20 protein-coding genes are annotated in these 26574 nt (G+C 69.8%); 12 read left to right on the plus strand and 8 right to left on the minus strand.

What is annotated here, in order from left to right; all coding sequences use genetic code 11:
- Positions 1-28 precede the first annotated feature (28 nt).
- Positions 29-1567 carry an asparagine synthase-related protein gene (locus O1R50_RS23150; RefSeq protein WP_270112626.1) on the minus strand — a complete coding sequence of 513 codons (1539 nt, stop codon included), beginning with the start codon at positions 1565-1567 and terminating at the stop codon, positions 29-31.
- Between the two features lie 291 nt (positions 1568-1858).
- On the opposite strand from O1R50_RS23150, the gene O1R50_RS23155 reads away from it, so the two are divergent.
- Positions 1859-2926: a class I SAM-dependent methyltransferase gene (locus O1R50_RS23155; RefSeq protein ID WP_270112627.1), complete on the plus strand. Its 1068-nt coding sequence runs from the start codon at positions 1859-1861 to the stop codon at positions 2924-2926.
- A 9-nt stretch (positions 2927-2935) separates the two neighbouring features.
- Here the strand turns inward: O1R50_RS23155 and O1R50_RS23160 are convergent, their stop codons facing one another.
- Positions 2936-3319: a hypothetical protein gene (locus O1R50_RS23160; RefSeq protein ID WP_270112628.1), complete on the minus strand. Its 384-nt coding sequence runs from the start codon at positions 3317-3319 to the stop codon at positions 2936-2938.
- 37 nt (positions 3320-3356) lie between these two features.
- On the minus strand, positions 3357-5840 hold the full coding sequence (locus tag O1R50_RS23165) for a glycosyltransferase (RefSeq protein WP_270112629.1): 2484 nt from the start codon (positions 5838-5840) through the stop codon (positions 3357-3359).
- A gap of 301 nt (positions 5841-6141) precedes the next feature.
- On the opposite strand from O1R50_RS23165, the gene O1R50_RS23170 reads away from it, so the two are divergent.
- The 3 genes from O1R50_RS23170 to O1R50_RS23180 all read left to right on the plus strand — a co-directional run bounded on the left by O1R50_RS23170 (position 6142) and on the right by O1R50_RS23180 (position 10446).
- Positions 6142-7806 (plus strand): glycosyltransferase, encoded by a 1665-nt coding sequence (locus O1R50_RS23170; RefSeq protein WP_270112630.1) that lies wholly within the window; start codon positions 6142-6144, stop codon positions 7804-7806.
- A 48-nt stretch (positions 7807-7854) separates the two neighbouring features.
- Positions 7855-9720 (plus strand): glycosyltransferase, encoded by a 1866-nt coding sequence (locus tag O1R50_RS23175; protein WP_270112631.1) that lies wholly within the window; start codon positions 7855-7857, stop codon positions 9718-9720.
- Positions 9721-9846: 126 nt separating this feature from the next.
- Entirely contained in the window at positions 9847-10446 is a 600-nt protein-coding gene (locus O1R50_RS23180; RefSeq protein ID WP_270112632.1) for a hypothetical protein, read from the plus strand.
- Positions 10447-10477: 31 nt separating this feature from the next.
- Here O1R50_RS23180 and O1R50_RS23185 read toward each other — a convergent pair whose 3' ends face one another.
- The 5 genes from O1R50_RS23185 to O1R50_RS23205 form a co-directional block, all read right to left on the minus strand.
- Positions 10478-12814: an acyltransferase family protein gene (locus O1R50_RS23185; protein ID WP_270112633.1), complete on the minus strand. Its 2337-nt coding sequence runs from the start codon at positions 12812-12814 to the stop codon at positions 10478-10480.
- A 261-nt stretch (positions 12815-13075) separates the two neighbouring features.
- Positions 13076-14755, minus strand: a complete 1680-nt coding sequence (locus O1R50_RS23190) for an ABC transporter permease (RefSeq protein ID WP_270112634.1) — start codon at positions 14753-14755, stop codon at positions 13076-13078.
- On the minus strand, positions 14742-15797 hold the full coding sequence (locus O1R50_RS23195) for an iron-containing alcohol dehydrogenase family protein (RefSeq protein WP_270112635.1): 1056 nt from the start codon (positions 15795-15797) through the stop codon (positions 14742-14744). The genes O1R50_RS23190 and O1R50_RS23195 overlap by 14 nt, the downstream gene beginning before the upstream one ends.
- 1 nt (position 15798) lies before the next feature.
- A complete protein-coding gene (locus O1R50_RS23200; protein ID WP_270112636.1) occupies positions 15799-16560 on the minus strand; it encodes a phosphocholine cytidylyltransferase family protein in 762 nt (253 codons plus the stop codon).
- 249 nt (positions 16561-16809) lie between these two features.
- Positions 16810-18033 (minus strand): NADP-dependent isocitrate dehydrogenase, encoded by a 1224-nt coding sequence (locus O1R50_RS23205; RefSeq protein ID WP_270112637.1) that lies wholly within the window; start codon positions 18031-18033, stop codon positions 16810-16812.
- A gap of 313 nt (positions 18034-18346) precedes the next feature.
- Between O1R50_RS23205 and O1R50_RS23210 the strand changes: the two genes are divergently transcribed.
- The 8 genes from O1R50_RS23210 (at position 18347) to O1R50_RS23245 (ending at position 26182) form a co-directional block, all read left to right on the plus strand.
- Positions 18347-19441: an ABC transporter permease gene (locus O1R50_RS23210; protein WP_270112638.1), complete on the plus strand. Its 1095-nt coding sequence runs from the start codon at positions 18347-18349 to the stop codon at positions 19439-19441.
- A gap of 2 nt (positions 19442-19443) precedes the next feature.
- A complete protein-coding gene (locus O1R50_RS23215; RefSeq protein WP_270112639.1) occupies positions 19444-20337 on the plus strand; it encodes an ABC transporter permease in 894 nt (297 codons plus the stop codon).
- Between the two features lie 4 nt (positions 20338-20341).
- Positions 20342-21430 carry an ABC transporter ATP-binding protein gene (locus O1R50_RS23220; RefSeq protein WP_270112640.1) on the plus strand — a complete coding sequence of 363 codons (1089 nt, stop codon included), beginning with the start codon at positions 20342-20344 and terminating at the stop codon, positions 21428-21430.
- Positions 21423-22490, plus strand: a complete 1068-nt coding sequence (locus tag O1R50_RS23225) for an ABC transporter ATP-binding protein (protein ID WP_270112641.1) — start codon at positions 21423-21425, stop codon at positions 22488-22490. Before O1R50_RS23220 ends, O1R50_RS23225 begins: the two co-directional genes overlap by 8 nt.
- 66 nt (positions 22491-22556) lie before the next feature.
- Positions 22557-24338, plus strand: a complete 1782-nt coding sequence (locus O1R50_RS23230; protein WP_270112642.1) for an ABC transporter substrate-binding protein — start codon at positions 22557-22559, stop codon at positions 24336-24338.
- A 532-nt stretch (positions 24339-24870) separates the two neighbouring features.
- Positions 24871-25104 (plus strand): hypothetical protein, encoded by a 234-nt coding sequence (locus tag O1R50_RS23235; protein ID WP_270112643.1) that lies wholly within the window; start codon positions 24871-24873, stop codon positions 25102-25104.
- Positions 25105-25393: 289 nt separating this feature from the next.
- Positions 25394-25810 (plus strand): hypothetical protein, encoded by a 417-nt coding sequence (locus O1R50_RS23240; RefSeq protein ID WP_270112644.1) that lies wholly within the window; start codon positions 25394-25396, stop codon positions 25808-25810.
- 54 nt (positions 25811-25864) lie between these two features.
- A complete protein-coding gene (locus O1R50_RS23245; RefSeq protein ID WP_270112645.1) occupies positions 25865-26182 on the plus strand; it encodes a hypothetical protein in 318 nt (105 codons plus the stop codon).
- The last annotated feature ends 392 nt before the right edge of the window (positions 26183-26574 follow it).

Here is a 26574-nt window from a genome sequence, read left to right on the forward strand (position 1 = left end):
CGCCCCTCTCCTTGTCTGCGTTGGGAGGTCAGACCTCGATGAGCCTGCCGTTGACCGGGAACTTCAGCGTCTCCGGCCAGGAGCGGCGGATCATCTCGTGGAAGGCCGCCCCGGACATGCGGTCCTCGAGCGGGACGGCGAGCAGCGCCTTGTAGATCCGCCGGGAGTTCAGGATCGTGAAGGTGTCGAACACGACGTCGGATTCGATGTGGTGGGCGGCGAGCCACGTCCCGCACCGGTGCTCCCAGTAAAGGAGGTCGTACGGGTCGAGCAGCTCCGCGGCGCGCTCGAACTCGGCGGCGTCGATCCACTCGGCGAAGGCGGCGGCGAACGACGCCGGCCGGGAGTTGCGGTGGGTCAGCAGATACGCCATGCGGTCCGCGGTGAGCTCGTCCGGCTGCTCGCGCTCGACGCGGTAATACGACCGCGCGATCTCGTAGAGGTTCGAGCGGATGTGCAGCCCTCGGCAGCCGCCCTCGTACGCGCGCAATGACGCGGTCTCGGTGGGGTTGCTGCGGCGTCCCGAGTTGCGGTCCATGACCGCGGCCAGCGGCTCGGTCAGGAAACGGGACCCGGTCTGGATGCGGTGGTGCCGGAAGCCGAGGTGCTCGGCCAGCTCCTGGGCGGCGTCCGCATCGGCGCGCCGCGCCGGGACGGTGCCGTCCTTCCCGAGCCTGGCGTCGTACGTGAAGTAGTCGACCTGGTCCTTGACGGATCTGGAGAGCGCCAGCGTGGTCCGGCTGTCGAGACCCGCGGTGAGCGAGATGACCAGCGGTCCGCGCGAGGCCAGCAGCTCCAACTGCCGCTGCAGCAGCGGCAGCACCTCGTCGACGGCGTCCCCGGTGGTGCGCGGCTCCAAGGCGTCGCTCGGGAAGAACCGGCGGGGCTCGGCGGTGCCGAACGCCAGCTCGGTGTTCGGGGTCAGGGCGAAGACCCGGGCGAACTGCGTGATCCGGCCCGGCACGGCGTAGGCGTTGAACTCCTTGCGGATCGCCTGCACGTCGGGGAACGCCGAGGGGGCCGAGCCGACCTGGTCGGCGACGAGCGAGGCGTGCGAGGCGGCGTAGGTCCGGCCGTCCCGGCGGCCGTAGTACACCGACCGGAGCGCGGCGGCGTCGGACTGCACGAAGACCTCGTCGCCCTCGTTGTACAGCACCGCGAACCGGCCGCTGAGACCGTCGATCCGCTCGAGCATCGCCTTGCGCCCGACCGCCTTGGCGCGCAGCAGCGCGGCGGCGATCGAACCCATGTCGTCGTCCCAGGTCTCCAGGCAGATCGCGCGGCCGAACACGGCCACCCAGGAGCTTCCAGAACGGACCATCGCGAACGCGCTGCGCGGGTCGTACGAGAACCACAGGCGGTCGATGCGAGCCTGGCGCCAGTGGGCGACCGGAACCTCGTGGGCGTCCGGCGCGAGGAGGAACCCGCGCGCGTACAGCAGCTCGGAGCAGTCGCCCGCGGCCGGGATGTCGGCGTCCTCGACCGCTGCCGAAGACCACTCGGCGGCGTCCGCGAAGGGCAGCAGCCGACTGCGGATCGGGTGGGGCTTGAGCCAGGGAACGGTCATTCGTGGTCCTTCAAGTGCATTTCGGGGGCCGGTTCCGCGGGGCAGGTCGCGTCCGAAGCAGGGGGTCGCCGCACGACCGGCACAGGGGTCCGCATGCCAGACTACCTTCCACTTCGGTGTGTCCCGCCCGCCAGTGGCGCCGCCGCCCGCGTAACGAGTCGAACCGGTTTGTCAGTAGAGTGAGGCAGGCCCCGACATTGCGTCACGAGCGCGCGGGGGCGTCTCCGAACAGCGGATCCCAGGTGCATCCCCGGCGCCACGGGTAGCCCTTCAGTGCCAGACGAGGAAGACATGACGTTCCCCTTCCGCGGCGACCTCTTCGCCGTCGCCGCCGCCGTAGTGCTCGCAACGATCGCGGGCCTGTCCATCGGCGGCCTCCCCCTCGCCGCGTACGCCATGCTCTCGACGGCGATGCTCGGCGGCATGTACGTCCTCTGGAGCCGCGCGAAGCGCTCGCAGCGGCACGCCGCGGCCGGCGTCGACAAGCGGCTCAAGGGGATCGAGCAGCAGCTCAGCAGCATGCAGGCTGAGCAGGCCAAGCAGACCAAGCGCCTTACGGTCCTGCCCCGGCAGCTGGACGCGCTCGAACCCAGGCTCGAGGCGATCGCGGCGGCGGTCGAAGGACTGCGGGCCCCGGACGGCGACGTCGACCGGCTGCACCAGCGGCTGGCATCGATCGGCGACTCGGTCGAACGCCTCCCCAACCAGACCAAGAACGCCGTGCGCACCTGGACGCGAACGGTCTACGCGGAACTCGAGGACCTCGAAGCCCTCTACCGCGACATCAATCCCGACCAGGCGCTCCCGCCTATGCGCGGCTGGGCGGCCGGAGCCGACCTGTCCCGCTTCCTCTACCGCGAGGTCGCCGACAACGGCCGCCGCAACATCGTCGAGTGCGGATCCGGATCGACCACCGTCATCCTCGCGTACGCCTTGCGCGCCAACGGTTCCGGCCGGGTCACCTCGCTTGAGCACCAGGAGGAGTTCGTCGAGGCCACGCAGCGGATGCTCGCCGATCGGGGACTCAGCGAATGGGCCCAGGTCGTGCACGCGCCCCTCACCGACGTCAAACTCGGCGAGGAGGGGTTCCTGTGGTACGAGCCCGGCCGCATCCCGGACGGGCCGATCGACATGTGCTTCGTGGACGGACCGCCACGCACCGTCGGCGACGCCGCCCGCTACCCGGCCGTCCCGCTGATGCGCGACCGGCTCGCCTCCGACGCGGTGATCATCCTCGACGACGCCCATCGCAGCGATGAGCGCGCCATCGGCGAACGCTGGCAGGCCGAACTGCCCGACTTCACCGCGCAGCGGCTCCGGCACGACTACGGCACGTTCGTCCTGCGCCGGAACGCCTGAGCGGCGCGGTCACTGCGCGTCCGTGCGCTCCCGGGTCAGTTCCGTGAACCGGCGTTCGAGCTGGTACCGCTCCTGCTCGTAGGCGGCCAGCAGCCGCCGGGCCAGGTATTCGGCACGCTCGGCCTCGGCGACCTCGCCCTTCTTCGAGGGCGCGAGGGCCCTGCGCACCGTGAGCTCCATCCGCCTGCCGTACACGGCCTCCGCGATCGAGCCGACCCTGCGCAGCACCAGCAGCCCCACCACCAGCAGCAGCATGGTCGTGAGCATGACCGCGGCGACCGCCGCGGCCTCGTACCCGAGCAGATAGGCGGCGAAGGCGGCGGCCTGCATGAGGCCGACTGCGGCGCAGACCGCCAGGACCTTGCGACCGAGCCGCCGGGTCAGGAAATTCATCTGGTGTGGGCCTTTCATCGTTCAGTGGAGGGTCGGTTCACATGGCGTGGGGCTCGAAGACGCGGGGCGCGAGCACCCGCTCCCTGAGGAAGCCCTGGAACCATTCGTAGCTGAAGTGCTCCCTGACGTACTCCTGGCCGCGCCGGCTCTGGCGCCGGAAGGCGTCGAAGTCCGCGTACAGCCCGTCGATCAAGGGCAGCACGCCGTCCGGCTCCGCGTAGAGGGCCCCTTCGCCGAAGGTCGACCTGAAGACCTCGGGCAGGACCACGACGCACCCGGCGGCCATGGCCTCCAGGATCGCGCGCCCGAACGCCTCGATGCGCACGTCGTTCGGGAAGTACACCCAGAAGTCGAGCTGGAACAGGAAGTCCCGCACCCCGGTCTCGTCGTAGCCGTATGAGATCCAGTTCATCGGCAGGCGGCCGTCCAGGAGCTGCCGGGCGGACTCGCTGCCGCCCATGGTCCGCACGTCGTAGCCGTCGGTTCCGGGGTAGACCTTGAGCAGGGTCTCGGCGTCGCCGGGCCACTTCGTGTAGTGGTCGCGCGAGTGCCGCCCGATCACCGGCCGGTCGGAGCGGAACGCGTCGCGGCGCACCAGCCAGTCCGCCGCGTCCAGGATGCCGGGGATATGCGTGGTCGAGAGCGGCCGCGACACCGGCGGCACCGTGTCCACCAGGGACTCGGCGGCCTGCGGGCCCTGCCCGACCCAGACCGGCTCGACCCCGAACCAGCGGGCGGCGTTCCGCTCGCAGTCCAAGGTGAAGTACCGCAGGTCGCTGCCGTCCGCTTCATGCGGGGGCTGGTTCGCGTGGATGAAGAGCTGCCGGACCGTGCCGGGGAACTCGATCGGCCGGTCGAACTGGAGCACCAGCGGGTACCGGATGATGAGCGTGTCGATCGCCACCGCGTCGTCCGGGGTGATGACCTCCACCGCCCCGCTGCTGATGAGCCCCTGGACCGGACCGCACAGGCTCCGCGTCTCCGGCGTCATCATCCGCACGGCCTCGAGGTTCATGACCGCCACGCGCAGGCCGATCGCCAGCGCCGCCCCGATCTCCTCCATCATGGATTTGGCGGGGCCGCCGTAGGGGCGCCAGTCGCTCGCGAAGACCAGGTCGAACCGGCGCTCGCCGTCGAAGTCCCGCATCGAGGCGGGCAGCGCGAAGGGACGCTCCTCCTGCTGGGCGGCGATGTAGGGCCGGGCGCCCGAGGCCTGCACGTTCTGGTGCCAGCGCCAGTACGCGCTGCGGTACGCGGGGAACCACGGGGTGGTGATCCGCTCCTCGCTCTCCTGGTACGGCACGGATTCGCGGTCGTCCAGGGTCAGCGCCAGCACCGTCGCGCGCGACATCGAGACCGCGCTCTTGCCGTAGGGCAGGCGGGTCCGGTCGATGAACTCCTCGACTGACTCGGGGCCTATCTCGTCGAAGTAGCCGAGGTCCTCGACGACCCTGCGGCGGAACAGGAACGTGCGCGAGTGGACCTCGGGGCGCCAGAAGCCGAACTTGCCGATCCTGAGGTCGGCGCTGGCGCGCAGGCGGCCGGTGCGGGCGACCATGAGGCCCCTGGGCCCGCAGAGGGTGGTGAGGTGGCGGTGCACGAGGTCGGGCAGGCACCAGTCATCCGGGTCGAGGACCAGCACGAAGTCGGCGCCGGTCTCCTTGAGGGCCACGTTGACCGCGGCGCCGAAGGCGGTTCCCGGTTCGACCGGGATGAGCCGGATCTGCTCGTTGCCGTCGAGGAGGGCGCGCTCGTCGGCGTCGGGTTCGCGGTCGAGGATGAGGAGGATCTGCTGCAGGGCGTGGGTCTGGCGCAGTGCGGACCTGAGCCCGGTGAGCGCCGACCGGCCCTCCAGCGCGGGGAGGATCGCCGAGACGTCCTCGGTGAGCGTGGAGCGGGGCTGCGGAGAGGTCTCGAGCTGGTCGAAGAGCGCGGTGCCGCGTTCGGTGCGCAGGACGCACTCGGTCCGGAGGAGCCTGCCGAGGCGTGCGAGCCATTTCGCGTCCGCTTCGGGGCGCTCCCATTCGTCCCGGGCGAGGTTGCAGGCGAGGGCGCGGGAGGTGCTCTGGTGGATGCGCTTGCTGCGGGAGAGCTGCTTCGAGGCCCATTTCGCGTTGCGGACCCGCGCGCCGACGTGGACGAAGACGGCCTGGTGCTGGGCGTCGAGGGAGCTGAGGCCGAAGCGGCGCTCCAGGAACGCGTAGAGGGCGAACGCGTTCGGCAGGTCGTGTTTGGTCAGCCGCTGCTCCGCCAGGACGGAGGCGAGGTCGGCGAGGTAGTCGATGAACCGCTGCCGCTGCGGGGGCGGCGGGGTGCTCACGCCTCCTGAGCGGACCGCCGCGATCGCGTCGGCGTAGGTCGTGGGCTCGCCGAAGGCGAGGGTGGTGAAGATGTCGCGCATGCCAACCGAACCGAGCCGGATCGCCGTCGCGCTGAGGGCTCCCGGCTTGCGCTTGCCCTCGATGTCGGCATGGTCCTCGAGGAATCGAGCGCGGAGCTCGGGGGGGACACGGTGATACATATTGGCTGACTTCACCCTTGGCTGCGATCACGGGGGGAGGCTCGGCGCTCACGGGGCTGCGCCGAAAGACCGCGATCCCGACTCCGGCCAACGGCTACGGAGTCGAAAGCGAACAATAATCGATGATGCGATATTAGCAATCTGTGGCCGCCCGAGACCTCCCGCCGCCGAGTCGGCCTTGTAGGATGCAAGCAGGCTCGCACCCCTATCGCCTGCCGATCCCCCGCCGCCCGAAACCCAGGCCCGCAGCGCGTTCGCTCCGCCTCGGCGGGCCCGGCCCTGAATACGTTGAGGAGCTGCTTTGATCCGCCGGAACGACTGGGGCGTGCTCGACGCCACACCGCTCGGCAATTGGACCCCGGTCAAATCGGTGTCCATTGTGATTCCCGCATTCGGCTCCCAGGAGAAACTCGACCTCGCCCTCGCAGCGCTCGCGGCGCAGAGCTATCCCGAGGATCTGACCGAGGTCGTGGTGGTCGACGACGGCAGCGAGCCGCCGCTCGAGGCCCGCAAGCCCTTCCCCGCGAACCTCCGCGTCGTCTCCCCAGAGGACGGACGCTGGGGGATCGCGGCCGCTGTCGACGCCGGTATCGCGGCGTCCACCGGCGAGGTCGTGCTGCGGCTCGACTCCGACGTGATCGCCAGCCGCCACCACGTCGAGGCGCATATGCGCTGGCACCACCAGGTCGACTACGCGGTGGTCATCGGCAAGCTCTCGTTCGCCGAGATCGAGCCGTCGCGGCTCGCTCCGGACGAGGTGCGCGACGCGGTGGCCGACAACGCCGGGTGGCGCCTGTTCGAGGGGCTCGACATCGACCGCGGCTGGCACTCGAAGGTCATCCTCAACCGCAGCGAGCTGCGCAAGGGCGATCCGCAGTCGTTCAAGGTCGCCAATGGCGCCTCGGTCTCGTTCTCCCGCGAACTCTACGAGGCCGCGGGCGGGGTCGCGACGGACCTGCTGCTGGGCGAGGACACGGAGCTGAGCTACCGGCTCGCGCAGCAGGGCGCCGTCTACATTCCGGATCGGGCCGCCGAGGCCTGGCACATCGGCGAATCGCAGATGCGGACCGAGAAGGACCGCGGGATGCGCTACCGGCAGCCGTTCTTCGCGGGGCGCGTGCCGCTGCTGCGGCACCACCGGAAGATCCGGGGCGTGGCCTGGCGGGTCCCGCTGGTCGAGGTCGTCATCGACGGGCGCGGCCGGACGTACGAAGCAGTCGCGGCCACTGCGGGCTCGGTGCTCAGCGGCGACCAGACCGACGTCGCGGTGAAGCTGGTCGGCGACTGGCCCGCCGCGGCGGAGGGCCGCTACCGGCCGCTCGAGGACACGTCCCAGGACGCCCGCCTCATCATGGAGGCCTTCGGCAACGACCAGCGCGTGTCGTTTGTGGATTCGGTTGATGCGACGGCCGCTCCCACGCCGTTCCGGCTCTCGCTCGCGGCAGGGATCACGCTGCGGCACGACGCGCTCGAATCGCTCCTCGACACCGCCGACCTGCGCAACGTCGGCCGCGTCAACTGCACCCTCTCCGGTCAGGACGAGCCCGTCGCGGTCCGGCTCGACCGCACCGCCGCCGTCGCCCGGGTCCTGCGGACCACGGGCGGCCCCGAAATCGGCGACGAAGCGGTCGAGCAGGCGTGGGGCGTCTGGTGGGCCGACGGCGACGACTGGTTCGCCGTCGCCGACGGCACTTCGGTCCCGTGGCTGCGGGCGAGCGGTACGCAGCGCGAGCTGGAGCGGCTGCAGGAATCCGAAGCGGAGCTGCGCAAGCAGGTCGAGCGGCTGAAGAAGTCCGCTTCGGACGCTCGGGCCTCGGCCTCCCGCTGGGAGAAGTCCGCCCGGGAATGGGAGAAGTCGGCCGCCGCGTGGAGCCGCGGCTCCCGCCCGAAGGCGAAGCGCCCGCGCGGCCTCCGGAGGATCGCCCGCGGTGTGAAGCGCCGACTGAAGCAGGCCCTGGGCCGGTAGGACGTGTCCGGACTCCATGCCGGACACCTGAGGAAGGACCGCTCTTTCATGGTCAGAGGACGTCTCCGCGAGCTGATGGCGGGCATCGAGGGCACCATCTTCACCATCGGGTTCGCCGGCCCTGAGAGTCTCGCCGACTCCGCGGGCGGCCACTTCCCGCCGACGATCGACCTGGACCGCGCCGAGCTGCCCCTCGCCGCGTCCAAACGGGACGCGGTGGCGCTCGTCGCCCGCAGCGTGGCCGATCTGCGGCGCGCGGCGACGATGCGCGCGCTCCTCCCGTCGAGCAAGCGGCTCTTCGTGGGCGTCACCGAGATGGGCGTGTCGCACCGCCCGAAGACCGTGCACCTGCCGGACGCCGCCGAATGGGACGCGCTCCGCAGCCTGCACGTCCAGCGCGGACCGGGAACGGGCTGGTTCGTCGAAGCCGCGACCGACCGGGCCGCGCCCCTCGGCGAGCTCATCGCGGCCGTCGTCGCCACGGCCGCGGAACCGACCGCGCCCGTCGCCCCGCTCGTAGGGCTCGCGGACCCGGGTGCGACGCAATGGAGTCCGGGCGCGCACGCCGTGGTGGTGCCGCCGGGGACCGGTGACGGCACGTCGCCGTTCCCCGCTTCGGACCTCCTCGTGCGCACCGAGACCGCGACCGCCGCACCCGAACGCGAAGGCGCCGTGGCGGTCATCGACCGTCCCGGGCCCGACGGCCCGCTGGAGGAGCTCACCGCCGACGAGCTGCCTCCGGTCGACGAGCTGGCCGTCAACCCGATCGGCTTCACCAATGACGCCGAGGCCGGCACCGCGGTCCTGCGGTACGACGGCGCGAACTGGACCGCCGCGGCACCCGATGCGGCGATGGTGCGCCTGCCTTCGGACGGCGCCGTCACCGACGCGGACATCACCCGGTTGCGGCCTTTCGCCTCCGTCGCCATCGACTGGAACAGCCACCCGGGCTCCGTCGCCGCTGTGCGGGCAGTCGCCGGGCTCGCGGCCGCCGGTGTGCCGCTCACCTGCCGCAACCCCAGCCCGGACTGGGCCGGGGCGCTCGGCACCGAACTGCGCGACCGGATCGACGGCGCCGACCCGGAGACCTTCGACGACACCGTGCAGCGCCAGCTGCACAGCATCGCCGTCCGGCGCATCGCACTGCGGGACCACTCCCGCTACGCCCGCTGGTCGGCGCTGCGCGCCGCCAACGGCCTCCCCGCCGCGACCCCGGCGGTCACGGCGCTGCTGTGCACCCGCCGCCCGGAGTTCCTCGAGTTCGCGATCGGCCAGATCGACGGGCAGCGCCACCGGAACCTGGAGATCGTCCTCGTCCTGCACGGCCTCAGCGCGGACCTCCCCGAGGTGAAGCGCGCGATCGGGCGGACCGACCTGCCCGTCGCCGTGGTCGAAGTCGCGGGTTCGACGGTGTTCGGCGACGCCCTGAACGCCGGCGTGCGCGCCGCAGGCGGCGACTTCATCGCCAAGTTCGACGACGACGACTGGTACGGCCCACACCACCTGGACGACCTGCTGTCCGCCTCCCGGTACTCGGGCGCGGACCTCGTCGGCAACCTCGCAGAGCTCGTCCACCTCGAACCGCTGCGCACCACGGTCTACCGGTTCGGCGTGAACGAGCGCCGGTCCCGGCACGTCTCGGGCGGCACGATGCTGATCCGCCGCGGCACCATCGCGGACCTCGGCGGCTTCCGGCCGCTGCCGTCGGCGATCGACGTCGCGCTCCTGCAGAGCCTCCTCGCCGCGCGGGGCCGGATCTACCGGATGCACGGCCTCGGGTACGTCCTCTCCCGACGCGCGGAAGGCCACACCTGGGCCCAGCCGCCCGGCGAGTTCCTGGCGCAGGCGAAGCGGCAGTGGCCCGGCGTCAACCTCGGCGAGGCGGTTTCGACCGATGCGCCCTTCCCGTCCTGAATGGATCCCCAGGCGGTCTCGCGGGCCCGCCTGAGAACCCGTCGAATGGTGCGGCGCTGATACGATGGCTTCACTCCGCGCCACTCCGCGCCCCGTCCCCCTGAGCGAACTTGAGGATCAGACACCATGAGGAAGTTCGCGGCCCTCGTGCCGCTCTCGGCCGTGCTGCTCGTTGCCGCGTGCCAGTCTGGTGGCACCCCTGAGGAGGGCGGCGAGACGACCTCAGCGCCGGCGACCGTGGAGACCGCCCCGCCCGTACTCGATCCCGCAGTGGCCGCGAGCGTGTCCTTCGAGCTGCCCGCGCAGATGACCGAGAACACCACGGTCCCGTTCCCGTACCTGCTCGGGTATGAGCACACGTCGTGGAGCTACGACATCGGCGCCGAAGGCCTCGGCCCCGACGACCGCATCTTCGTCACCTCCTACCTCATGCCCGAGGGCACCACGTACCCCGACTACGAGTCGTCCCTCGCGTTCATCCGCGAGTACGACGCGCTGATCGTGAACGACGCGCACGAGGCCAGCCACAACCCGGCCCTGATCAACCGCCAGGAGGGCATCTTCCGGTTCGCGGTCCTCCGCATCGGCGAACGCACCCTCTACCAGCGGAACTTCTTCCTGTTCAACGAGAACCACGTCGTGCAGGTGACCTGCCAGTGGGAGAACACCCGCGCGATCCTCATCCCCTTCTGCGAAGAGATGCAGGAGACCCTCACGCTCAAGTAGCGCCGCGGGGCCCGTCTCCGGGCCGCCGCCGCTACTGCGGGAGCTGCTCTGCGAGCAGTGAGGCGATCGAGCGCATGTACGGCGTCGAGATGTGGTGCTTGTCGCGGTACACCATCATGCCGTCCACGATCACCGGGCACTTGCCGTCGACGCAGAACCAGCCGGTCGGCTCGACCACGGTCACGCCCAGCTCCTGCTGCAGGTCCATGCCCGCCTGCCGCCGCTCGGCGGCCTGGATGCCATCGTCCTGGTCGATCGTGCACTCCTGCACCGAGTCCTCGTTGACGGCCAGGCACTCGGGGATCGACTCCTCGCCCCACGGGGTGTCGCCGATCGAGACCACGTGCTCTGCCTCGCCCTGGACGCGGCCGATCGTCTCCTCCCAGCCGTCGAGCCAGCGCTGCATGCGCTCGTCGTCGCCGTCCACACCGGCCATGCCTCCGGCCGTGGTGGTCCCGATGACCACCAGGTACGGGTTGATCTCGTCGATCTCCGCGAAAGCCGCCTCGCGCGCCTCATCGCACTCGGTGTACTCCACCCCGTCCTGCATCATGGTGGCGGACACCGGGGTGCACGAGCTCTTGGTGCGGGTCAGGAGCTTCCACCCGCGCTCCTCGGCGATCTGGTCGAGGGCCGGGAACCAGTGGCCCGCATGGGAATCGCCGATGAGCACTACGACCGTGTCGGACTCGGTGTCGCCGAACTCGCAGTGGTCCGGCCACGAGGTCTCCTCGAAGCCGAGGTGGCAGCCGTTGTTGTAGGGCTCGGGCTTGTCGAACTCGGCCCCCGTCAGCGAAGGGACCATGTTCTCGGGGATCGAGGTCGTCTGCAGGCCCTCCTTGAGGCCCTGCTCGAGCGAGGAGAGGTCCTGCACCTGCTCGATGTCGTCCAGCGCCACCGTCTCCTCGGCCTCGGGGACCTTGGAGTACACGGTGCTGAAGGCGATGACGACGAAGAGCGCCACGAGCGAGCAGGCCACGCCGGAGAGTATGCCGTAGACCGGCTGGAGGCCGAGGAACTTCGCCTTGCGCACCGGGGTCTCGATGCAGGCGTAGGAGACCTGGGCGACGCCGACGGCGCTCGCCAGCAGGATGATGTTCAGCGTCAGCGACGGCTCGACCCCGACCCCGATCGCGAGCGGACCGAGGATCAGGATCGGCCAGTGCCACAGGTAGAGGCTGTAGGAGATCTTGCCGAAGAACTGGAACGGCGCCGTCGACAGCAGCCGGGAGGCGGGGTTCTCGCCGGTGGCGGTGCCGGCGACGAGCACCATCATGGTGCCGAGGACCGGCAGCATCGCGGTGTAGCCGGGGAACGGGGTCGCCTCGGAGTAGAGCACCGCCGAGACGAGCACCGCCGCGATGCCGATCAGACCGAGGACCGCCGCGGTCGCCTTCGGGACCTTCCGCCACGTGGGGAGGGTGAGTGCCAGCAGCGCCCCGGCGGCGAGCTCCCAGACCCGGGTGTGGGCGGCGTAGTAGGCGGCGGTCGGGTTCGTCTCGGTGATCGCGATCGAGGCGATCAGCGACAGCGCGAAGACCACCGAGATCGCGGCGACGGCGAAGCCGACGGCCTTGCGGGGCACGCGCTTCGCCAGCAGCAGGACGCCGATCAGCAGGAGCGGCCAGACGAAGTAGAACTGCTCTTCGACCGCCAGCGACCAGAACTGCTGGAACGGCGAGGGCGACTGGTCGGCGTTGAGGTATTCGGTCTGCTCCGCGATGAAGCGGTAGTTGACGATGTAGACGATGACCGTGAACGCGTCCTGCATGATGTCGCCGACGCGGGTCACGGGGAACCACAGCCACGATCCGACGACCGTGGCGGCGACGACCGCTCCCGCGGCCGGGAGGATGCGGCGGGCACGGCGGGAGAAGAACCCGGACAGGGAGATGGTCCCGGTGTCGTGCATCTCCTTGACCAGCAGCGAGGTGATGAGGAACCCCGAGAGGACGAAGAAGACGTCGACACCGACGTAGCCGCCCTTGAAGAACGAGAAGCCGGCATGGCCCAGCAGCACCAGGACCACCGCGACGGCGCGCAGCCCCTGGATGTCGGGGCGGAACCCGACGCCTTCCCAGCGGACGGCAGGGGGCTGCTCCGGCGGGGCGGCGACGGGGCGCGGGTGGCCGCCGGTGTCGGACGGCGACGGCGGCGCGGGGGCCCGGAACGCAGGACGCTGCGGGTACGGGCTCGGTGCGGTGCGCTGCGCGCCGGGGATGGGGCCGGACGGGGGAGCCATCCGGGGTGCACCTGGCGCCTGGGCGGTCATGCCGGCGGTGGTCGTCGGCAAGTGGAGGGTCTCCTCGTTGACTCCGGGTCCCGGGGCGGCGTTGTGCGGGGGCCTGGGGGCCTGAGGCGAGGTCATGGTGCAGGGTTCTCCGTCTGAGGATGCCGGGGCGCGTCGGGTCGCCCCATCCTAGGCGCTTTGGTCCCGTCGAGCGGCGCAGCGTGGGCCTGCTCGGCTGTTCGGGCACACCTGTCGCGGAGCCGCGAGTCCTATCGTACCGACTCCGCGCCGAGTGCACGTCCCTGCTTGGGCGGCAATGCTTCGCCGTCGCTCACCCTGGGTCCGCCGATGCGCGAAAGGCCCCGGCCTGGGTCGCAGGTCGGGGCCTTCTCGGTTGGTCTAGAGCGCCTTGAGGACTCGCGGTTCGACCCGGTAGAAGATCCAGCGGCCGAAGAACATCAGGAACGCGGAGACGCCCACGGAGACGCTGAGCTGGAAGGTGGTCGGCGCCAGCTCGGGGATGAAGACCGCCCGGTGCATCGAGAAGATGCCGATGAGCGGGTTCGACGAGAAGACGTCGTACAGCCAGGGGTTCTCTTCCATGGTCGGCGCTTCGGAGACCTTGGTGACCGGGTAGATGATCGCCGAGGCGTAGAAGAGCACCCGCATGATGAGCGGCAGGAAGCGCGAGACGTCCTTGTAGAGGACGTTGAGTCCGGCGAGGACGAACACCATGCCGGCCAGCAGCATCGTCTGCACCAGGATCGCCGGGAACAGCCACAGCAGGTTGAGCCCGAACTTGCCGCCCTGCCAGATCGCGACGGCGAGGAGGATCGGGAAGCCGACCGCGTACTCCGCGAAGCGCGCGAAGACCTTCGAGACCGGGAAGACCTCTCTGGGGACCTTCATGACCGTGATGAGCGCCGCCTGGCCGCCGAGGGACTTGGCGCCCTCGTTGACCGCGGAACTGAACCACTGGTAGGCGAAGATGCCGGAGACGATGAACAGCAGGTAGCCCGCGCGGTCGCCGTTCTCGTCCTTGGGCATGGCGTTGCTGCCGCCGAAGACGAGGTCGAACACGAACCAGTAGATGACCGTGAGGCCGAGCGGCTCGATGAGCGACCAGATGTAGCCCATCACCGTCCCCTGGTACTTGACGGCGAGGTCGCGGCGGACCAGGACCGACAGGGCGTACCGGTGGCGCAGGAGCGCGGTGAAGCCGGTCGTCAGCGGGAACTTCCGCTTGAGCGGCTTGACCTCGGCGGTCCGGACGCCGGGGCCCTCGTCGCTGCGGGCCGAGTCCAGGAACGCCGGGAGCTCGGCGGTGTCGTCGAGGTTGCGGCGGATGTGCGAGGCCCCGGCCACCGGCATGTCGCGGTTGGGTTCGGCGCGGGTCGCGTAGGGCGCCTGCGGGACCTGGTTGGCCGGGTTCTGCGGCGCAGAGGGCTGCTGGCCCTGGTGCTGCGCCGCGGCGGGCGGCGGCGTCTGGGTGTGCGGGGCCGGAGGCGTCTGGCCGTGCGGAGCCGGAGCCGTCGCCGGAGGCGGCGGGGGCTGCTGCGGCTGGTAGTGGCCCGGCGCGGGCTGGCCGTACGGGTTCGGCTGGCCCGGCCCGTTGTGCGAGGGCCCGGGGCCGTGCGGCTGCGGCGACCCGTAGGGCTGCTGCGGCTGGCCGGGACCGTGCGGCGGAGGCGGCGCACCGTACGGCTGCTGCCCTTGGGGCGCACCGTAACCGGGGTTCGGGGCCGGGCTCTGGTGGTGCGCCGGGGCGCCGTGCGCCTGCGGCTGTCCGGCGGGCGCCGCGTACGAGGCCGGGCCGTAGCCCTGCGGCGGCTGCGGGGCCTGGCCGGGGTTCGGCGCGCCCGGGTGGCCCGGGGTGATGCCGGGCGCGGCGGACGGCGGCGGGCTCGCGAACGCCGCCGAACCGGAGCTCAAGGCCCCCGGCGGGTATCCCGCGGGGGTGGCCGAAGGCCCGGGACCGAAGCCGCCCTGGGGAGCGGCCGCATCGGAGTTCTCCGGGCTCCCGTCGTTGTTTCCGGCTGGGCCGGAGACGCCGTCGGGGTGCGGGCTAATCGAGCTCATGCATCATCTCCGTCAGGTGTCGCTCCAGCGCCACCGAGTCCAGTTCACGATGTTCGAGAATCGTATAACGGCCTGGCCGGGTCTTCGGCGCGTAGGCCACCGCTGTGGCGAGCTCCGCGGTGTTCAACCCGAGTTCATTTGCGGTGCGCGGCAGGCCGTGCCGTTTCAGGGCGGCCGACAGCTCTTGGAACAGGGCCTTGTCGCCCCGCAGCCACGTGCAGATCAGCGCCCCGACCCCGCCCTGCGCCCCGTGGGACGCCAGGCCGGGGTGGAGCGCCTCGAGCGCGTGCGCGATCTCGTGGCATCCGCCCGAGCAGGGGCGGGACGATCCGGCCATGCTCGAGGCGAGTCCGCCTTGGATGAGCGCGTCCGCGAGGGTGGCCAGGAACGCGTCGTCGGCGATGGTGCCGGGGTGGCGCAGCACGGCCTCGGCCCCGGTGCGGGCGATGGCGGCCGCGAGGCCGTCCACGGGTTCGCCGTTCACCTCGTGCGAGAGCTGCCAGTCGGCCACGGCCGAGAGGTTCGTCAGCGCGTCGCCGATGCCCGACTGCAGCTGGTGCGCGGGGGCGTGGCGGATGAAGTCGAGGTCGGCGAGGACCGCGAGCGGCGGGTGGACCCCGTACGAGACCGAGACGCCGTCGCGTTCGAGCGAGGCGGTCGGGGACGCGAGGCCGTCGTGGGCGAGGCTCGTGGCGACTGAGACCATCGGCAGGCCGAGGTCGGACGCGGCCCATTTCGCGGTGTCGAGGAGCTTCCCGCCGCCGATGCCGACGAGCGCGTCGACGCGGTGGTCGTCGCGGAGGCGCTTGGTGAGCTCTTTGGCGCTGGCGAGACTGCCCGGGGCGACGGTGTGGACCGTGGCGTCGGGCAGGTGGTCGAGCTCGGCCGCGATGCTCTCACCGAGGCCGGGCCCGAGGGCGACGGCGACGCGGCCGCCCGAGGAGATCCTGGAGTCGGCGAGCAGTTCGGGGAGACGCCCCAGCGCTCCGGCCGAGACTTCCACGGTGATCGGCGCCAAGACGGTGCGCGCGAAGGTCGGCAAACTAGAGGCCCTTCGCGCTGTGTCGCCTGGATCGCTCCGCAAGCTGCGCGATCGCTTTAGCGGCGGCCCAGTCGGCGTGGTCGTCCACTTCGGTCCATGCCACGGGCCCGGTGGAGACGGTGCCGATCTGCCCGGCTTCGGCGAGGAGCTGGTAGGCGTCCTCGTAGTAGAGGGTCGAGTCGCGGGTGAAGGTCGCTTCGAGGGCCTTGGTGAGGTCCGCGGCGAGTCCGGCTGGGATGAGGCTGACGCCGATGTACTCGCCCGCGGCGGTGGCGATCGGCTGCTGCTTGTGGATGAGCTCGACGCCGCCTTCGCCGACGCGCACCTTCATCGCCTCGTCGGTGAGCTGCTTGTGGTCGTCGAGCGCGAGGAGCAGCCGCGGGTCGGTCTCGGCGGCCGCGAGGAGGCTCCGCTCGATGCTCGTGGGGTGCACGGTGTCGCCGTTGACCAGGACGGCGCCCTGGCGGTAGTGGTCCCGGGCGGTCCACAGCGAGTACGCGTTGTTCCAGTGCGGCTTGTCGTTGTCGACGATGGCGACGCTGACGCCGTAGCGGTCCTCGAGGACCGGGACGTGCTCGCGGATCTTCCCGGCGGCGTGGCCGACGGTGATCGCGAGGTCGGTGACGCCGACCTCGGCCAGGCCCCGCACGATCGTGTCGAGGATCGTCTCCGTCTCGGTGACCGGCAGGAGGGTCTTGGGGAGCACGTCGGTGTCAGGGCGCAGGCGCTGTCCCTGTCCGGCGGCGAGGATGACGCCTCTCACGAGTTTGCGGCCTTCCGATCGACGGCTGTGAACCCGCCTAGTTTACAAGTCCCGAAAGGGGGGAGGCCCCTGCCGAGTGTGCGCCTGCACACGTCGGCCGGGGCCTCCAACTGGAAGGGGCGCCAACCGCGAAGCCTGCGAGCGGTTCAATGCGCTCGGTCGCCTGAGCGGTCGCCGCTGCCTTCTACAACGAGCCTCGTAGGGCCCGGTTGCGAACTATTTCGCACTCTTCGCGAAGAGTGTCGGCGATTACTTCGAGGAGATGCTCTTGGCGAGGTTCTCCGACAGGGTGTCGAGGAACTCGTCCGTGCTCTGCCACTCCTGGTCCCTGCCGATGAGCGCGGCGAGGTCCTTGGTCATCTTGCCGCTCTCGACGGTGTCGATGACGACCTTCTCGAGCTCGTTCGCGAAGCCGGTGACCTCGGGCGTGTTGTCGAGCTTGCCGCGGTGGGCGAGGCCGCGGGTCCACGCGAAGATCGAGGCGATCGGGTTGGTCGAGGTCTTCTCGCCGCGCTGGTGGGCGCGGTAGTGGCGGGTCACGGTGCCGTGGGCGGCCTCGGCCTCGACGGTCTTGCCGTCGGGGGTCATGAGCACGGAGGTCATGAGGCCGAGCGAGCCGAAGCCCTGCGCGACGATGTCGGACTGGACGTCGCCGTCGTAGTTCTTGCAGGCCCAGACGTAGCCGCCCTGCCACTTGAGCGCGGCGGCGACCATGTCGTCGATGAGGCGGTGCTCGTAGGTGAGGCCCTTGGCCTCGAAGTCCGCCTTGTAGTCGTTGTCGAAGATCTCCTGGAAGGTGTCCTTGAACATGCCGTCGTAGGCCTTCAGGATGGTGTTCTTGGTGGACATGTACACCGGGTAGTTCCGGGCCAGGCCGTAGCGGAACGAGGCGTGGGCGAAGTCCTCGATGGACTTCTTGAAGTTGTACATGCTCAGGGCGACGCCGCCGCCCTCCGGGTAGCGGGCGACCTCGAACTCCATGGGCTCGGTGCCGTCGTCCGGGGTGAAGGTGACGGTGAGCGTGCCGGGGCGGTCGACCTTGAAGTCGGTGGCGCGGTACTGGTCGCCGAAGGCGTGGCGGCCGACGATGATCGGCTCGGTCCAGCCCGGGACCAGGCGCGGCACGTTGCTCATGATGATCGGCTCGCGGAAGATGGTGCCGCCGAGGATGTTGCGGATGGTGCCGTTCGGGGAGCGCCACATCCTCTTGAGGCCGAACTCCTCGACGCGGGCCTCGTCGGGGGTGATGGTGGCGCACTTGACGCCGACGTTGTACTGGCTGATCGCGTTGGCGGCGTCCACGGTGACCTGGTCGTCGGTGGCGTCGCGGTGCTCGATGGAGAGGTCGTAGTACTTGAGGTCCACGTCCAGGTAGGGGTGGATCAGCTCGTCCTTGATCTTGCTCCAGATGATGCGGGTCATCTCGTCGCCGTCGAGCTCGACGACCGGGTTCGCCACTTTGATCTTCGCCATAGTCTCGCTACCTCTCCTCGCGCCTACCTGCGCCTGGGTTGACTGCGCCTCTAGAGGGCGCCGGAGCCATCGCCCCTAACAGTACGAGCGTACTGGCTTTACCGTGGAAGCCGCGCCCGGCCCCGGGAGTCAATGGTCACAGCACGGACGCACCGATAACGATTCCGTCTCAAGGCTGGCGTGCGCGGGGTCACGACGGGTAGCTTTCTTAACTAGAAACAATCTTTCCAATTTGTTTCGCCCCCCGTCGTCCGAGGCTCACCGGCTCTTCCGCGAGTCGGGGTCCCGATTAGCGCACGAAGGAGTGCCCGAGGTGACCGCACCCGCCGCACCCCCTCCGCAATCCGTTGCGGAAGGTACGCCGCCCCGCACCGCCGCCCGCGTGGTCCGGCGCGTGTGGACCTCCTACGTCTTCCGCCGCGTCCTGCAGTCCATGTTCGTGATCTGGCTGGTCGCCACCATCACCTTCATGCTCATGCAGCTCATGCCGGGCGACCCGATCGAGATCATGGCCGGGCGCCTCAACAGCTCGGGCATGTCGCACGACCAGGCCATGGCCACCGCCGCGAACATCGTGAGCTACGACCCGGACGCGAGCGCCTGGGAGCAGTACCTCGGCTTCCTCAAGGGCCTGGTCACCCTGGACCTGGGCAACTCGCTCACCAGCCCCAGCACCTCGGTCTTCGAGCACGTCATGGAATACCTGCCCTGGACGCTGTTCGCCGTCGGCACGGGCATCGTCCTGGCCGCCGTCATCGGCCTCTCGGTCGGCATGGCCACGGCCTACCGGCGCGGATCGGTCCTCGACCACACCATGACCTCGGTCGGCTCGTTCCTCACCGGCGTGCCGAACTACATCCTCATCGCCGCGGTGGTCGTCCTCGGCTACACGGTGCTGGGCATCCTGCCGTTCCTCGACATGCGGGGCCGCGTCACGGCGGGCGTCGAGCCGGGCTTCGACCCGGTGTTCTTCGGCGACGCGCTCTTCCACGCGATCCTGCCGATCATCGCCTTCGCGTTCACCTCCACCGGCGCCTTCATGCTCAACATGAAGGCCGCCACGACCGAGGTGCTCACCGAGGACTACGTCACGGTGGCGCGCGCCCGCGGCCTCAAGCCCGGCCGCATCAGCCGCAACTACGTGGGCAGAAACGCCCTCCTGCCGGTGGTCCCGCAGATCGCCCTCCAGCTGGGCATGCTCGTGGGCGGCTCGATCGTCATCGAGCAGATCCTCAACTACCCCGGGGTCGGCCAGATGCTGATGCAGGCCATCGGCAACCGCGACTACCCCGTGGTTCAGGCCGCCGTCATCATCCTCGCCACCTCGGTGGTCATCACGAGCCTCATCGTGGACCTCCTGCTGGTGAAGATCGACCCGCGCATCAAGTCCGAGAACCAGGAGGCGTGAGCATGACCGCCGTCGAAGCGCCGGCCCCACGCCGGAAGTTCCGGGAGAGCACGCTCGGACAGATCTGGACCGGGCTCACCCGCTCCCCCGCCGGGTTCGCCGGCACCGTGCTCGTGCTCGCCATCGTCGGGTTCTCCTTCATCGGCCCGCTCGTGGTCGACCAGCACAACCCGACCGACACCTCGCAGATCTGGACCGCGCCCTCGGGCGAGCACTGGCTCGGCACCCAGTACGAAGGCAAGGACACCTTCACGATCCTGGTCAACTCCGGGGCGGAGCCGATCTGGGTCGGCGGCATGGCCGCCACGATGGCCGTGATCGTGGCCGTCGTCCTCGGCTCGATCGCCGGGTACTTCCGCGGCCGGATCGACGCGCTCCTGCTCCAGCTCACCGACGTCACCGTGACGATCCCGCAGTTCCTGCTCATGATCGCGGTCGTCGCGTTCTTCGAGGACATCCCGCCGTGGGGCGTGGCGATCGTGGTCGGCTCCACCATGTGGGCGTTCCTGTTCCGGTCCATCCGGGCGCAGGTCATGTCCCTCAAGGAGCGCGAGTTCGTCGAGGCCGCGAAGCTCCAGCACCTGGGCACCGCGCGGATCGTCTTCCGGGAGATCCTGCCGAACATGGCCGGGTTCATCTTCGTGAACTTCGTGATCGCCGTCAACCAGGCCATCTACGCCATCGTCGGCCTCTACATCCTCGGCCTCATGCCCTCCGGCACCCCCAACTGGGGCCTGATGATCCACCTGTCGTGGCAGAACAACTTCTTCCTCCTCCCGGTCGCGATGCCGTTCGTGCTCGCGCCGCTGCTCATGATCGTGCTCTTCACGATCGGCCTCGTCACCATGGGACGCGGCCTCGACCAGGCCCTCAACCCGCGCCTGAGGGAAAGGTGAGACCATGACCGACCCCATTCTCAGCGTCCGCGACCTCTCCATCGCGTACCGGACCGGCCGGAAGGAGTCGGTGACCGCCGTCAGCGGCATCGACCTGGACCTCTACGAAGGACAGTCCCTCGCGCTCGTCGGCGAGTCCGGCTGCGGCAAGACCACCCTCGGGCTGGGCCTGCTGCGCCTGCTGCCCGGCCTGGGCGAGATCACCTCGGGCTCGCTGACGTACCGGTTGAAGGACGGCTCCACAGCGGACCTGCTCAAGATGAAGCCCGAGCAGCTGCGCCGCTTCCGCTGGGCCGAGGCCGCGATGGTCTTCCAAGGCGCCATGAACGCCTTCAACCCGGTCATCAAGATCATCGACCACTTCGCCGACACCCTCCGCGACCACTCGGACGGCAAGAAGCAGTGGACGAAGGCCGCCGTCGAAGCCCGCGCCGGGGAGCTCCTGGAGACCGTGCGGCTCGACCCCGACCGGGTGCTCCAGTCCTACCCGCACGAGCTGTCCGGCGGCATGAAGCAGCGCGCCCTCATCGCGCTCGCCATCGCCCTCGACCCCCAGGTGCTCGTCCTCGACGAACCCACCACGGCCCTCGACCTGCTCACGCAGCGCTCGATCGTGCAGCAGCTCCACGAGCTGCGGAAGAAGTTCGGGTTCACGATGGTCTTCATCACCCACGACCTCGGCCTCGCCGCCGAACTCGCCGACCGCGTCGCCACCATGTACGCCGGCCGCATCATCGAGACCGGCTCGGCCCGCGACATCTTCTACGAGCCCAAGCACCCGTACACGGCCGGGCTCATCAACGCGGTCATGCCCGTCAAGGGCGAACGGCCCCAACTGGAGTCGATCCCCGGCTACCCGCCGAGCCTCAAGGCCATGCCGAGCGGCTGCGCCTTCCACCCGCGGTGCGCGTTCGCCACCGACGCGTGCAAGCGCGAGCGGATCGACCTCGACCTGCTCACCGAGCGCCCGCTCGGCATGAGCCACACGGCCGCGTGCCTCCACCACGACCAGGTCCGCTTCCAGCGCAAGGGCACTGGCACGAGCACTGAGCGGCCCGCGAGCATCGTCGAAAGCGAGACCGCCGATGTCTGAGACACCGCTGCTGAAGCTGTCGGGCCTGGAGCAGGTCTTCGACACCCGCAAGGGCCCGGTCGCCGCCGTCGGCGGCGTCGACCTCGAGATCAAGGCCGGCAAGGTCCTGTGCCTGGTCGGCGAGTCCGGCTGCGGCAAGACCACGACCGCCCGCGCGGCCGCCGGGATCACCCGGCCCACGAGCGGCGCCGTCGAGTTCCGCGGCAAGCCCCTGACCGCGATGAACGCGGCCGAGCGCACCGAGTACCGGCGCTCGGTCCAGTACATCCACCAGGACCCGTACGCCGCGCTCAACCCGACCCGCACCGTCTACTCCACGCTCACCGCCGGACTCAAGCGGCACGGACTCGTCAAGGGCCGCACCGAGGCCCGCGCGAAGGCCGCCGAGCTGCTGCGGCTCGTGGACCTCACGCCCCCCGAGTCGTACCTGGACTCGTACCCGCACCAGCTCTCGGGCGGCCAGCGCCAGCGCGTCAACGTCGCCCGGTCGCTGGCGATGGACCCGAAACTGCTCATCTGCGACGAGTCGACGTCCATGCTGGACGTCTCGATCCGGGTGAGCCTGCTCAACACCCTCGGGCGGCTGCGCGACGAGCTCGACGTCGGCTTCCTGTTCATCACCCACGACCTGGCCGTCGCGAAGTACTTCGCGTGGGACGGCGAGATCGCGGTCATGTACCTGGGGAAGGTCGTCGAGCACGGCCCGACCCCGGAGGTCATCGGGAACCCCCAGCACCCCTACACCAAGGCGCTCATCGGCGCGGTGTGCGAGCCGGACCCGGACCTCGCGAAGGCGAACCGCTCCGCGGAGCAGCTCCGCTCGGCGGAGATCCCGAGCCTGCACGACCTGCCCGCCGGGTGCGCCTTCCACCCGCGGTGCCCGGCCTTCGAGCCGGGCGTGTGCGACGGCGAGCGGCCGCTCCTGCAGCTCGCGTCGCGAAGGAACGTGGCCTGCCACGTGGTCGCCCGCGACCGCGCGCCGGCCGCCGCCGACGACCGGACGCTCACCTTCGACGCCGTACCCGGCTTGCGGCGCCCAGAACCCGAATCAGCCATCTGACCTCGGCTCCCCTTGTTCAACCTCACCACCATCACTGCCTCTTACATTGAATGAAAGGAAACGGCGATGACCTCTCAGCGATTCGAGCTCAGCCGACGCAACCTCATGCAGGCGGTCGGCCTCGGCGCCGGCGCCGTTGCGACCGCGGGCGTCCTCGGCGCCTGCCAGGCCGAAGGATCGGAAGGTGAAGGCGCCAGCGGCACCTTCACCTACGTCTACCCGTTCGACATCACGACCCAGCACCACAACGCGGCGATCAACAACCTCGCCCTGCTGGTCCCCGCGCCGGTCGCGGAGCTGTTCCTCCCCCGCCCGGCGATCCTCGACTGGGAGACCCTGGAGTGGATCCCGCAGCTGGCCGAGTCGGTCGAGCTGGTCGACAAGACCCTCACGATCAAGCTGCGCGCGGGCGTCAAGTGGACCGACGGCAACGCCGTCACCGCGAAGGACGTCGTTGGCACCATCTACCTGCAGAAGCTCAGCGCCCCGCAGGGCACCGTCGGCTGGGACCAGCTGCTCTCGGCGACGGCCGACGACGACACCACGGTCACCGTCACGTACTCGGCGGCGTTCCCCGGTGTCGAGCACGGCGCGCTGAAGGCGCAGATCCTGCCGCACGCCCGCTACGGCGAGTGGATGGACGAGGCACAGGGCCTGGTCGAGGCCGGGGCGATCCAGGGCAGCCCGGAGCAGTCGGCGCTGGCCGAGAAGATCGCGGCCGTCGACTTCAAGGACGAGGGCCCGATCACGAGCGGCGCCTACCAGTTCGACCAGATCGGCGACACCGTCATCTCCTTCAAGGTGCACCCTGACGGGCTGTTCGCCGACAAGGTGAGGTTCTCGAAGGTCGAGATCCAGAACGGCGACAACGCCGCCGCGGTGCAGATGTTGCTCTCGAAGGAGATCGACTACTGCACTCAGGTGCTGGGAGCGACGGACCGCCAGGCCATCGCCGGGGTCGAGGGGCTCAAGGAGCTGTCGACGCCGGGCTTCGACGGCATCGGCCTGATGCTCAACCAGGGCCGGTTCCCCGAGTTCGCGGACGCGCGGGTGCGCAGGGCGTTCATGTACGTCTTCGACGGCGAGTCCATCGGCGAGATCGCCAAGGGCAACGGCGGCTATTACATCCCGTCGACCTACTCGGGCCTGCCCGACCCGCACGTGGAGGGCCTGTTCGACGACGTCGAGCTGGAGTACTTCACGCCCGACCACGCCAAGGCGACCGCGCTGCTCGAAGAGGCCGGGTGGAAGAAGGAGTCGGACGGCTGGCACACCCCGGCGGGCGACCTGGCCGAGTACACGATCATCGGTGTCGAGGGCTGGACCGACTTCACGCTCTCGGGGGAGCAGGCCGCGGCCCAGCTCAAGGAGTTCGGCATCGCCGCGTCATACGAGAACGTGCCCGGGGACAATCCGTGGGGCATCTGGGGCGCGGGCGACTTCGACATCGCGGTGCGCCAGTGGGCGAACCCGTTCGTGCCTTACGCCTACGGCTCGTGGCAGATGGCCTGGTTCACCGACAACGCCGGCACCGCCGACGCCGCGGGCATGGGCGTCCCGACCGACGAGGTCGACTCGCCCACCCTGGGCAAGGTGAACGTCAACGACGTGTACCTCAAGGCCCAGCAGGGCACCGAGGAGGAGCAGGCCGCCGCGAACAAGACGCTCGGCATCGTGTTCAACGAGACCCTGCCGCGCCTGCCGCTGTTCCTGAACCAGCGCGTCAGCTACGGCATCGAGGGCGTCCGCGTGAAGAAGGTCGACCCGGGCTCGTACGCGCTCAACGACGTCTACTTCGACAACCCGATCATGGTCCGCCTCCTCGATGGCGGCATCGAACCCGTCTAGGGCTGATCGGATCCACAACGGACGGGCCTGCGGCCGGTTCCCCCCGGCCGGCCTTTCGGGCCGCGGTCCCGCTCCCCGGGCGATCTGCTCGCGCCCGGGGAGCCGCGCTCTCCCCCAAGGGGGAACAGAAGCTCGGACCGGGACTTCGGCCCCGGCCCGTAGCCGCGCACGACCGAGGCGGGTCAGCGCGGCGAGATTGAAAAGCGGGCCCTGGCCTTTCGGCCAGGGCCCGCGTAATGCCGGGCGCACTTCACCTAATTGCGGGTAAAGGTGAAATACCAGCTGGGTCCCGAGCCGTAGCAGCTGGAGGGCCGCATCGGGTCGGTTCGCCTGTCCGGCATTGCGGTTCGCTTCGGTTGCGGTTCAGGCGGGCAGCGATGACAAGGTTCGCGCAGGCTCTGCGAGCTGCTGCGGCTTCCCGGTGCGGCGGTGCCTGCGGCTCAACCAATCAGCGACGACAGGGCGGGGAAGGGGTTCGGCCCGTCTCTGGCCTCCCGGCCACACCTCGACCTGGCTCACCGAGGATGAGGACGTGTCGGGCGCCCTGATCGACCTGCGCCTGTCGGCGAAAGTCCAGTCCCTGCACCCCGCAGACTCGTCTCTGGCGATCCTCGCCGCCGTCGATGCCGCGAAAGGTCTGCTGGCGGGGCGGACCCGCGAGGTTGTCGCCGACACCATCGGCTCGGACTCCGAGGCGGGCAAGGCGGTCTTGGACGGCATCGACAAGCGCCTGGGCCTCGACAGCGACGAGGAGGCCCGGCCGTGAGCGACGAAGGCGCCTACACCTACGAGAGTGTCCACCTCACCCGGGGCGGCTTCGGCGGCTACGACGTCGACCCTGAAGCGCTGCGCGCCTACGCCGACCGCCTCGCGTCCTTCCGCGACCGGTTCGCCGCGCTCGCCCAGGCCGCGCAGTCCACCACCTCCGCTGAAGGGGCCTTCGGCCTGCTGACCTCGTGGATGGAACCGCTCCTGGACGAGAAATACGACCTGGCCTCCCAACTCACCCCACTCAATGTCGAAGTCCTCGAAAGCTATATCGAAGCTGGACGAACATGGCCGTCGAGTCGCACACGATGGCCGGGGAGCTGTGGACGCTCATGGAAGACGCGACCGCAGAGTGGGAAGGCCAAGCCGCCGAGTCCTACCGGATGCTCCACACCGCCTACATCAACGCCATCGACTCCACCGGGTTCATGTTCGACGCGATGGCCGCAGCGACCAACGGCGCGGCGACCATCGTGCAGCTCGCCTACGAACTCGTCCGCGACCTCATCGCCGAGCTGCTGACCTGGATCTTCTTCAAGACCCCGATCTGGCTCGCGATCATCGCCGCCAGCGCCGGGATCGGCATCCCGATCTGCGCTGCCGAAGCCGGCGGGCGGATCTTCGCCATCACCAGCCTCGCCTTCAACGTCGGCTCCGCCCTCGTCGCCAGCTTCACCAGCCTCCAAGCCCTCCTCGCCGAATAGGCCAGCGCGCTCCGCCACCGCCAACCCCCAAGACGGACAAGGACCCACCCCACCATGCGCCGACTGATCCTCTTCGCCGCCCTCATCGCCGCCACCGGACTCTTCCGACGAACGCCCGGAGGCGGCAGCGGCGGAGGCAGCGAGACCCCATCAGGGTCCAACCGCCCCAACAGCTCAAGCGGCCCCGCACCAGCCGGAGTCACGAGCCTGTTCAACTCCACCCAGAAAGCCATCATGGCGGCCAAACCCAGACTGGCGATCACCGCAACGCAGCACGGCACGCCCTCAGGCAGCACACCCAACTCCCCGACAATGACGCCACCTACCATCGAAGAGAGCGCGTCGACAACTGAAGGCTTCTTGCCCACTTGATGGGGCGCCTCGGCGGTATCGTCGTCCAGCCAGAGCCTTGAGTCTCGCTCGGACGTCGACCGGTACTGAGCAGAACCGAAGGTCTTACGGCAGCGAGGAAACCACGGCAAGTACTGGGTTTGTGTGAACACCACGTCACGCCCAACAACGCGATCTCGACCCCGGGGCGAAGCGGTGGTCCGGGGTCCGGGGCAACTTCTACCCGCCTGAACCTCGCACGGAACGGACCTCGCTGCCGAATCGGGTCCCCGCCCGGCCCGCCACCTCTTTGTCGCTGCCCGCCTGAACCCCACACGAATCAGACCCCACAGCCGAACAGAGTCCCCGCCCGGCCCGCAAGACACGGCGTGCTTCCCGCTGCAAGTGGAAGCGTGAACTTGCCTCTTTGCCCA

It is taken from the genome of Glycomyces luteolus, assembly GCF_027622875.1.
GTDB lineage: Bacteria > Actinomycetota > Actinomycetes > Mycobacteriales > Micromonosporaceae > Glycomyces > Glycomyces luteolus.

Excerpts from the sequence above, each read along its gene's own strand:
- O1R50_RS23150 (WP_270112626.1), bottom strand. The coding sequence starts at position 1,567 with ATGACCGTTCCCTGGCTCAAGCCCCACCCGATCCGCAGTCGGCTGCTG.
- O1R50_RS23155 (WP_270112627.1), top strand. The coding sequence starts at position 1,859 with ATGACGTTCCCCTTCCGCGGCGACCTCTTCGCCGTCGCCGCCGCCGTA.
- O1R50_RS23160 (WP_270112628.1), bottom strand. The coding sequence starts at position 3,319 with ATGAATTTCCTGACCCGGCGGCTCGGTCGCAAGGTCCTGGCGGTCTGC.
- O1R50_RS23165 (WP_270112629.1), bottom strand. The coding sequence starts at position 5,840 with ATGTATCACCGTGTCCCCCCCGAGCTCCGCGCTCGATTCCTCGAGGAC.
- O1R50_RS23175 (WP_270112631.1), top strand. The coding sequence starts at position 7,855 with ATGGTCAGAGGACGTCTCCGCGAGCTGATGGCGGGCATCGAGGGCACC.
- O1R50_RS23180 (WP_270112632.1), top strand. The coding sequence starts at position 9,847 with ATGAGGAAGTTCGCGGCCCTCGTGCCGCTCTCGGCCGTGCTGCTCGTT.
- O1R50_RS23185 (WP_270112633.1), bottom strand. The coding sequence starts at position 12,814 with ATGACCTCGCCTCAGGCCCCCAGGCCCCCGCACAACGCCGCCCCGGGA.
- O1R50_RS23190 (WP_270112634.1), bottom strand. The coding sequence starts at position 14,755 with ATGAGCTCGATTAGCCCGCACCCCGACGGCGTCTCCGGCCCAGCCGGA.
- O1R50_RS23205 (WP_270112637.1), bottom strand. The coding sequence starts at position 18,033 with ATGGCGAAGATCAAAGTGGCGAACCCGGTCGTCGAGCTCGACGGCGAC.
- O1R50_RS23215 (WP_270112639.1), top strand. The coding sequence starts at position 19,444 with ATGACCGCCGTCGAAGCGCCGGCCCCACGCCGGAAGTTCCGGGAGAGC.
- O1R50_RS23220 (WP_270112640.1), top strand. The coding sequence starts at position 20,342 with ATGACCGACCCCATTCTCAGCGTCCGCGACCTCTCCATCGCGTACCGG.
- O1R50_RS23225 (WP_270112641.1), top strand. The coding sequence starts at position 21,423 with ATGTCTGAGACACCGCTGCTGAAGCTGTCGGGCCTGGAGCAGGTCTTC.
- O1R50_RS23230 (WP_270112642.1), top strand. The coding sequence starts at position 22,557 with ATGACCTCTCAGCGATTCGAGCTCAGCCGACGCAACCTCATGCAGGCG.
- O1R50_RS23240 (WP_270112644.1), top strand. The coding sequence starts at position 25,394 with ATGGCCGTCGAGTCGCACACGATGGCCGGGGAGCTGTGGACGCTCATG.
- O1R50_RS23245 (WP_270112645.1), top strand. The coding sequence starts at position 25,865 with ATGCGCCGACTGATCCTCTTCGCCGCCCTCATCGCCGCCACCGGACTC.